At 70.3% G+C, this 8,256-nt stretch carries 7 protein-coding genes; 6 read left to right on the forward strand and 1 reads right to left on the reverse strand.

The window, feature by feature from the left end; genetic code table 11:
• The first annotated feature begins 254 nt into the window (after positions 1-254).
• Entirely contained in the window at positions 255-2,516 is a 2,262-nt protein-coding gene (locus tag ACFVWW_RS28445) for an MMPL family transporter (protein WP_386877405.1), read from the forward strand.
• A gap of 199 nt (positions 2,517-2,715) precedes the next feature.
• Entirely contained in the window at positions 2,716-3,708 is a 993-nt protein-coding gene (locus tag ACFVWW_RS28450; RefSeq protein ID WP_386877404.1) for an aldo/keto reductase, read from the forward strand.
• Between the two features lie 71 nt (positions 3,709-3,779).
• On the opposite strand, the gene ACFVWW_RS28455 is transcribed toward ACFVWW_RS28450, so the two are convergent.
• Positions 3,780-4,082 (reverse strand): DUF6059 family protein, encoded by a 303-nt coding sequence (locus tag ACFVWW_RS28455; RefSeq protein WP_384190100.1) that lies wholly within the window; start codon positions 4,080-4,082, stop codon positions 3,780-3,782.
• 234 nt (positions 4,083-4,316) lie between these two features.
• Between ACFVWW_RS28455 and ACFVWW_RS28460 the strand changes: the two genes are divergently transcribed.
• The 4 genes from ACFVWW_RS28460 (at position 4,317) to ACFVWW_RS28475 (ending at position 7,965) form a co-directional block, all read left to right on the forward strand.
• A complete protein-coding gene (locus ACFVWW_RS28460) occupies positions 4,317-5,117 on the forward strand; it encodes a BTAD domain-containing putative transcriptional regulator (RefSeq protein WP_384190097.1) in 801 nt (266 codons plus the stop codon).
• Between the two features lie 109 nt (positions 5,118-5,226).
• Complete coding sequence (locus ACFVWW_RS28465; protein ID WP_384190094.1) at positions 5,227-6,156, forward strand: thioesterase II family protein; 930 nt, start codon at positions 5,227-5,229, stop codon at positions 6,154-6,156.
• 14 nt (positions 6,157-6,170) lie between these two features.
• Positions 6,171-6,590 carry a DUF4260 family protein gene (locus ACFVWW_RS28470; protein WP_384331870.1) on the forward strand — a complete coding sequence of 140 codons (420 nt, stop codon included), beginning with the start codon at positions 6,171-6,173 and terminating at the stop codon, positions 6,588-6,590.
• Positions 6,591-6,729: 139 nt separating this feature from the next.
• Complete coding sequence (locus ACFVWW_RS28475; protein WP_384331873.1) at positions 6,730-7,965, forward strand: cytochrome P450; 1,236 nt, start codon at positions 6,730-6,732, stop codon at positions 7,963-7,965.
• The last annotated feature ends 291 nt before the right edge of the window (positions 7,966-8,256 follow it).

Raw genomic sequence — 8,256 nt, forward strand, 5'->3', positions numbered from 1 at the left:
CATCGGTCAAGTACGGTTAACGGCCGACCACTGCGACCCGACATTTGACGAAAGAGACAGGGCCCTCCGAGGGGCCTGAGTGCGTGTCAGGGGTCGTCGTCATCCCAGATGGTGAGGTCCTGTGAGACGCGGGTATGACCCGGGTCGTTCGCGGTTCACCAAGGAGTACGACGATCCGGTCTTACTCAGCCCTTACCTTCGAGGCGAGCGGTGGTGGCAGTGGGCCGTCGCCCGCACAGAGAGGCAATCCCGTCATGGGGAACGGAGATACGCGGGTGCGGGGCATCGCCGCCCGGGCCGGCGGCTGGAGCGCTCGGCACAGGTGGGCCGCCGTCGGCATCTGGGTGCTGTTCGTCGTCCTGGCCACGGGCATCGGCACGGCGGTCGGCCGCGTCGACGTCAAGGGCAGCGACGAAATCAAGGGCGAGACATACAGCGCCCCTAAGATCATTGAGGACGCCGGGATCAAGGAACCGGCGGGCGAGACCGTCCTGATCCAGGCCAAGGACGGCGGCATCACAGCCACCGACCCGCAGTTCCGCACCGCCGTCACCGCGGTCATACAGGCCGTTGAGGACACCGGCCAGGTGACGGCGGTGACCTCACCCTACGACACGAAGACGATCTCGAAGGACGGCCGCAGCGCGCTCGTGCAGTTCGGCGTGAGCGGCGACGCGGACACCGCGGGCGAGCGGGTCGAGCCGATACTGAAGGCCGTTGCCGGGGTCCAGAAGGAGCACCCGCAGCTGCGGATCGGGGAGATCGGCACCGCCAGCATGCAGAAGACGTTCTCCGACGCGTTCGGCGACGACTTCAAGCAGGCCGAGCTCTTCGCGGTGCCGGTGGCCCTCGGTATCCTGCTGATCGCCTTCGGCGCGCTGGTCGCGGCGCTGCTGCCGGTCGCGCTCGCCGTCACCGCGATCATCGCCACCATGGGCCTGATGAGCATCGTCAGCCATATCCAGCCGATGAACGACACCGCCAACTCCATGATGCTGCTGGTCGGCCTGGCCGTCGGCGTCGACTACTGCCTGTTCTACCTGCGCCGCGAGCGCGAGGAGCGCGCCGCCGGCCGGGATCCGGAGACCGCGCTGCGCATCGCCGCCGCGACCAGCGGCCACGCCGTGATCGTCTCCGGTGTCACCGTGTGCGTCGCGATGGCGGGCATGCTGTTCACCGGAATCGCCACGTTCGAGGCGATGGGCCTGGCCTCGCTGATGGTGGTGGCGGTGGCCATGGTCGGCTCGGTGACCGTGCTGCCCGCGATGATGTCGCTGCTGGGCAAGCGGGTGGAGACGGGGCGCCTCCCGTTCCTGCACCCGGAGAAGCGGCGGGCGCGCACCGACCGGTCCGCCGATGAGGGCAGCCGGCTGTGGGCGGCCGTCCTCAAGGTCGTCCTCGCCAAGCCCGCCGCCGCCCTGGTGGTCGCGGCCGGCGTGCTGCTGGCGATTGCCGCGCCCGCGCTCGGTATGAAGACCCAGAACCTGACCCTGGACCAGGAGTTCGGCGACACGGTGCCGATCGTCGCCACGTACAAGCGGGTCAATGAGGCCTTCCCCGGCGGCCCCGAGCCCGCCCAGGTCGTCGTCAAGGCGAAGGACATCAACGCACCCGAGGTGCAGACCGCGCTCGCCGACTTCCGTGCGCAGGCGGTGAGTTCGGGCGCCTCGCGCGGCCCGGTCGACGTCAAACTGCACGACGCCCAGAACGTGGCCGTCATCTCCGTACCCCTCGTCGGCGGCTCCGACCTGGACAAGGCCGGCAAAAACCTCGAACTGCTGCGCGACAAGATCCGGCCCGACACGCTCGGCAAGGTCGACGGCGTGCAGGCGCCGATCACCGGGCAGGTCGCCGGCTCGCACGACTTCAACGAGAAGCTCGTCGGCTCGGTGGCCCCGGTCTTCGCGTTCGTCGTGGTCTTCGCCTTCCTCCTGATGCTGCTGTCGTTCCGCTCGCTGACGATCGCGATCACCTCGATCGTCCTGAACCTGCTGTCGGTCGGCGCGGCCTACGGCATCCTGGTCGCCGTCTTCCAGCACGGCTGGGGCGCGTCACTCGTGGGCGCCCACGGCGTGGGGGCCATCGTCACCTGGCTGCCGCTCTTCCTCTTCGTCATCCTGTTCGGGCTCTCGATGGACTACCACGTGTTCGTGGTCTCCCGGATCCGTGAGGCCCGTATGCGGGGCCGTACGACGAAGGAGGCGATCACGCACGGCGTGGTGACCACGGCCGGCGTCGTCACCAGTGCCGCGGTCATCATGGTCGCCGTCTTCGCGATCTTCGGCACGCTGTCCATGCAGTCCATGAAGCAGATGGGCGTGGGCCTCTCCGCCGCGGTCCTCATCGACGCGACGGTCATCCGGGGCGTGCTGCTCCCGGCGGTGATGGCCCTGCTCGGCGAGCGCAACTGGTACCTGCCGAAGTGGCTCGACCGGATGCCCGACTTCACACACGACGAGTCACCGCAGGAGCCGGCTCCTGCGGTACGGGACAAGAGCGAGCCGCTGGGAGTCTGATCACCCCTTGCGATGAGGGCCCGTTGGCGACCAGTAGCCAACGGGCCCTCACCGTGTGCGGACATCCCGCGGCCCCGACCTCGTCTTCTGCCGGAGCGGAAACCCTGGACGGGTGCCGGCTCAAGCTCGGCGACCTCACCATTGACTGTCATCCCGGCCCTTGTCTTCGTGTGCGCTTCAACTCCTAGCGTGTCGCTCCATGGACGCCATACAGAACAGGACGCTGGGACACAGCGGAATCGCCGTGAGCGCACTCGGCTTCGGCTGCTGGGCGATCGGCGGTGAGTGGCAGGACAAGGACGGCAATCCGCTCGGCTGGGGCGCGGTCGACGACGAGGAGTCAGTCGCCGCGATCCGGCGGGCGCTCGACCTCGGGATCACCTTCTTCGACACGGCCGATGTGTACGGCACGGGCCACAGCGAACGAGTGCTCGGGCGGGCCCTTCAGGGGCGGCGGGACGACGTCGTGATCGCGACCAAATGGGGCAATACATTCGACGAGACGACCAGGACCCACACGGGCCCCAACGCCTCGACCGCGTACGCCCGGCGGGCGCTGACCGCTTCGCTGCGCCGGCTCGGCACCGACCACATCGACCTCTATCAGCTGCATCTGGGCGAGGCGACGCTCGACGAGGCCGCCGAGCTCCGCGACGTGTGCGAGGAGTTCGTGGGCGAGGGGCTGATCCGTGCGTACGCGTGGAGTACCGACGATCCCGAGCGCGCGGCCTTCTTCGCCGGGGGGGAGCACTGCGCGGCCGTACAGCACGCCTGCAACGTGCTTCAGGACGCGCCGGAGATGTTCGCCCTCTGCGCGGAGCGCGGCCTCGCGAGCGTCAACCGCAGCCCGCTGGCGATGGGTCTGCTCACCGGGAAGTACGCGCCCGGCGGGCGGGGCACGGCCGGTGACATCCGGACGGTGCCGCCGACATGGCTCCAGTGGTTCGGTGCGGGCGGGGTGCCGTCGCCCGAGTGGGCGGCGCGGGTCGAGGCCGTACGGGACGTCCTCACCGGCGAGGGCCGTACCCTCGCGCAGGGCGCGCTCGCCTGGCTGTGGGCGCGCAGCCCGCACACGGTGCCGATCCCGGGCTTCCGCTCGGTCGCCCAGGCCGAGGAGAACGCGGGCGCCCTCGCGTACGGTCCGCTGCGCGCCGGGCAGCTGACGGAGATCGACGCCCTGCTGGTTGCCTAGAGGCGTAGTTCGTCAGGTCCTGTCCGATTGGGCAGGACCTGGGCGGAGGAGAGCGAGGGGCTCGACAGCCCTTAGCTTCCGGTTCGTTTCACGTCAATGCCGAGTCCTGCCCACAGCTCCTGCTCGACCTGGCTCGGCGGGGTCGTGCAGCGCCGCTCCGGGTGGCCGTCCGGGGGCCCCTGGGTCCGGCCGCCGTCTCCGCCCGGGCCGTCCGTGGCTTCCGGCGGCCGGGCCTCCTGCGGAGTGTGGTCGGGGTCGGGGCCGGGGTCGGGATAGTGGAAACCGGGCAGCGGTCCGACGGTGAAGGCACCGAGCTGGACGAGCAGGTTCACCGCCCCGGCGCCGGCCCTGCCGAGCCAGAACCTCAGCCCCATGCCGCCCCTCTTCTCTTCTCCCAAGCTGGTCCCGGGGCCGTCCTGAGACGGCCCCCGTCGGCGCCCATGGTCACCGCTCGGCCTGAAGCCTCGCTTAAAGCGCGTCGCGGAACGCCGTGACCATGAAAATTTCACACCCCGGGGGAGATAAATTCCCGATCGAAATCATGATCGGCTAAGTGTCGTCGTAGGCGACAACGTGCCAGTGTGCCGGTAGGCGGAAGGAGCAGTGGCATGGAGATCGGGGTTCTCGGGCCGCTCGTGGTAAGCATCGACGGCACCTCCGTGGTGCCGAGCGCGGCCAAACCGCGGCAGCTGCTCGCGCTGCTGGCGGTCAACGCGGGTGGGGACGTGAATGTGACGGCCCTGACGGAGGAGCTGTGGGACTCAAGTCCCCCCAGCGGGCCCGCAGGTGTTGTACAGACCTATGTCAAGCAGCTGCGCCGGGCCATCGCCGTCGCTCTGGGACCGGAGCACGAGCGTGCGCCGAAAGAGGTGCTGAGCCGAAGCTATGCCGGGTACGCGCTGAACATGCCGGCGCCCGTCATGGAGGCCGACGTCTTCCAGCAGCTCACCGGTCGCGGGTTGCGGGCCCTGGCCGTCGGCGACGACGAGACCGCGTCGAGGGTGCTGGGTGAGGCGCTGGCCATGTGGCGCGGGCCGGTTCTCGCCGACGTACGCATCGGACCCGCGCTCCGCGTCGAGTTGCTACGGCTGGAGGAGGCACGGCGCTCCGCGCTGGAGGGGTGGATCACCGCGGACCTGCGGCTCGGCCGGCATGCCGAAGTGATCGGCGAACTCCTCGCGCTCACCGAGCGGTTCCCGCTTCAGGAGAGTCTGCACTGGCTGCTGATGCTGGCGCTCTACCGATGCGGACGTTCGTGGCAGGCGCTCGAAGTTTTTCGAAAGCTACGCGCGTCGACCGCCCAGGAGCTGGGCATAGAGCCTTCGCTGCGCGTCCAGAAGCTGCATCGGGCGATCCTGGCGGCCGACCCTCAGCTCGACCTCACCGCGCCGAGTTTGGCGGCCTTTTAGCGGTCCCGGGCACCGTGGGGGCCGCGTCGGCCGGGACCGCCCCACCTGTCGACGTACCACGGACCCGGCCAGCCCGCTCACCCCCTGGACTGAACCGAGACGGAGCAACATGACGCGATACCTGTCCCGGAAGCGCTCCGGCGACGAACCGGGCCCTGTGACACGGCTGTTCTGCTTTCCGTACGCGGGCGGCGGCGCCTCGGCGTACCGGCGATGGCAGCGTGGCCTCGACGCCCATGACGCCGGAGTACGGGTGATGCCCGTACAACTGCCCGGCCGCGAGGAACGGTTCGACGAACCCAGGTTCACCGATCTGGCCGCCCTCATCGACGACATGGACGCACAGCTCGACGAGGAGCTGGCCGAGCCCCACATCTTCTACGGACACAGCATGGGCGCGCTCATCGCGTACTCGCTCGCCCGGCGGCGGCAGGCGCGCGGCGCGGCCCTGCCCCAGGCACTCGTGCTGAGCGCATACCGGGCCCCGCACCTGCCCGCCCCGGCGATTGCCGACCCGGACGCCGGGGACGACGAACTCGTCGCCGGCCTGGTGGCACTCGGCGGTATCCCGCAGATGCTGCTCGACCATCCCGAGTTCCTCTCCGCGCTGCTTCCGGTGGCCCGCGACGACCTCCGGCTGTGCCTCGGCACCACCGCGGCGCCCGCCGACCCGCTGCGGGTACCGCTGCACCTGTACGCCGGACGCGGGGACCGGCTGGTCACCGTGTCCGAGATGCTCTCCTGGCGGCGGCACGCGGGGCACGGATGCGAGGTGCGGACGATGCCCGGCGGGCACTTCTTCATCAGGTCGGACGAAGGCGCCTTCCTGCGTGAACTCGCCTCCCTGACGCGCCGGTACGCCACGGAGCGGGCCGCGTCCTCCCTCTGGCAGTCCGAGCCCATGGCGGCATTCCCGCCCGCTTCCGGTTCGCCGGCGCCGAACGGGGAACGGCAGGCCTTCCGGCCCGCCCACGACCACCGCCGCGCGGCCGCCGCGCCGCCGTCGTGCCGCCCCCGGGCCTTTACGGATCCATTGTGAAAGGAACAATTCCCGTGACGCACGACGCCGGGGAAGGCGCCACCAGGAGCTCGGCCTCACCGCAGGTCCGCGCTGCCTGGGGGCTGCTGTTCGTCCTCCTGCTGATCTGGGCGGTGTTCGAGGCGGCGAAGTACGGCGGATGGGTGATCGTCGCGGCGGTCGCCGGTTTCATCGCACCCGACCTGTCGTTCCTCGTCGGCATCTCCGGCCCGCACCAGCACCAGCACGGCCGGCTGCCCCGCAGGGCCGTTCCCGTCTACAACCTTCTGCACCGGCCCGTCGTCGCCGTCGTCGTCATGCTTGCCTGCCTGATCCCCGACTCCTCGGCCGTCGCCGTCGCCGTGTTCAACTTCGGTCTGGCCTGGCTGGTGCACATCGCCGCCGACCGGGCCCTCGGGTACGGCCTGCGCACCGCCGAGGGCTGGCAGCGCTGACACGCTCTGGGACGCTTTGGCCCCGCGCAAGCCCTCGCTGCGAGGCTCGTCCAGGTCCCCGACCGCGCCTCTTGCCGCGCGTCGGTCACTCGAACCACCGCACAAGTAACCGCTGAGCACCTGTTGCCGGAGGAAACGCATGGAAACGACGGACACGACGCACGGCGGGCCGGAGAGCGGCCAACCTCTACTGGAGTACCCGTTCCACCGCCCTTCGGCCATCGAAGTGCCTCCCGTCTACGAGGAGTTGCGGGCCAAGTGCCCCGTCGCCCATGTCCGGCTGCCCAGCGGTGACGAGGGCTACGTGGTGAGCCGCTACGACGACGTGCGCACCGTGCTCGCCGACGCCAGGTTCAGCCGGGCCGCCACCATCAACCCCGAGGCACCGCAGCTCACCACCACGCCTCCCGTGCCGGGCAGCCTGTTCACCACGGACGCGCCCGAGCACACCCGGCTGCGCAGGCTCGTCTCCCGGGAGTTCACCGCCCGCCGCGTGCAGAACATGCGTCCCCGGATCCAGGAGCTGACCGACGGGCTTCTGGACGAGATGGAGAAGCTCGAAGGGCCGGTCGACCTCAACACGGCACTGGCCTTCCCGCTGCCGGTGATGGTGATCTGCGAACTGCTCGGCGTGCCTTTCGAGGACCGCGACCGCTTCCGCGAGTGGTCGGACGCCTTCGTCTCGCTGACCGCGCACACCGCGGAGGAGACCGCCGCCCAGCGCCAGGAGATGATCGGGTACCTGGGGGCACTCGTCAAGCTCAAGCGGGAGGAGCCGACGGACGACCTGATGGGGGCGCTCGTCACCGCCCACGACGAAGAGGGCAGCCTCAACGAGTACGAGCTGATCGTCATGGCGGCGACCATCCTCGTCGCCGGTCACGAGACCACCGTCAGCATGATCGGCAAGCTCGTCCTGACCCTGCTGCGCCACCCCGAGCACATGGCCACGCTGCGCGAACACCCCGAGATGATCGACCACGCCATCGAGGAGCTGCTGCGCGTCAACCCGATCGGTGACGGCGGCCCGCTGCGGATCACCCTGGAGGACGTGGAGGTCGGCGGCACCGTCATCCCCAAGGGCAGCGCGGTCCTGGCGGCGGTCTGCTCCGCCAATCAGGACCCCGCGCGCTTCCCCGGTGCGCAGGCGGACGAGTTCGACCCCACCCGGCCCGAGGCCGTCCACCACGTCGCGTTCGGCCACGGCCCGCACTTCTGCGTGGGCGCCGCGCTGGCCAGGGCGGAGCTGCAGATCGTCATCTCCTCGCTGCTGAACCGCTTCCCCGGTCTGCAGCTCGCGGAGGAGGTCGAGTCCCTGGAGCTGACGACCGGGATGATGGTGCACGGCCTGAGCCGGCTGCCCGTCACCTGGTGACGGACCCGGCGGAGCGCCCCCCGGCCGTCACCCGTTGACGGCCGGGCAGCGGCGGCACGACCGGCCGGTCCGGTACGGCCCGCCCCGGCAACCGCGCTTCTCCGGCACAGCGGCCGGTCCGGCGGGCGCGCAGGACAAAGCCCCGGCGGGCGCGCACGACAAAAGCCCCGGCCCGCACGGAAACGTGCGGGCCGGGGCCTAGGTCGTGTCCGCAAAGTAGCGCCGTCCGCCCGGAGGGCGGGGCCGGCGGCGTTCGGTGCGTGCGATCGCAAGGCGGAGGATCATTCGTGT

It is taken from the genome of Streptomyces sp. NPDC058198 (assembly GCF_042882605.1).
GTDB lineage: Bacteria > Actinomycetota > Actinomycetes > Streptomycetales > Streptomycetaceae > Streptomyces.

Bases quoted from the DNA above. Each gene is read 5' to 3' on its own strand.
- ACFVWW_RS28450 (WP_386877404.1), top strand. From the start codon at position 2,716: ATGGACGCCATACAGAACAGGACGCTGGGACACAGCGGAATCGCCGTG.
- ACFVWW_RS28465 (WP_384190094.1), top strand. From the start codon at position 5,227: ATGACGCGATACCTGTCCCGGAAGCGCTCCGGCGACGAACCGGGCCCT.
- ACFVWW_RS28460 (WP_384190097.1), top strand. From the start codon at position 4,317: ATGGAGATCGGGGTTCTCGGGCCGCTCGTGGTAAGCATCGACGGCACC.
- ACFVWW_RS28455 (WP_384190100.1), bottom strand. From the start codon at position 4,082: ATGGGGCTGAGGTTCTGGCTCGGCAGGGCCGGCGCCGGGGCGGTGAAC.
- ACFVWW_RS28445 (WP_386877405.1), top strand. From the start codon at position 255: ATGGGGAACGGAGATACGCGGGTGCGGGGCATCGCCGCCCGGGCCGGC.
- ACFVWW_RS28475 (WP_384331873.1), top strand. From the start codon at position 6,730: ATGGAAACGACGGACACGACGCACGGCGGGCCGGAGAGCGGCCAACCT.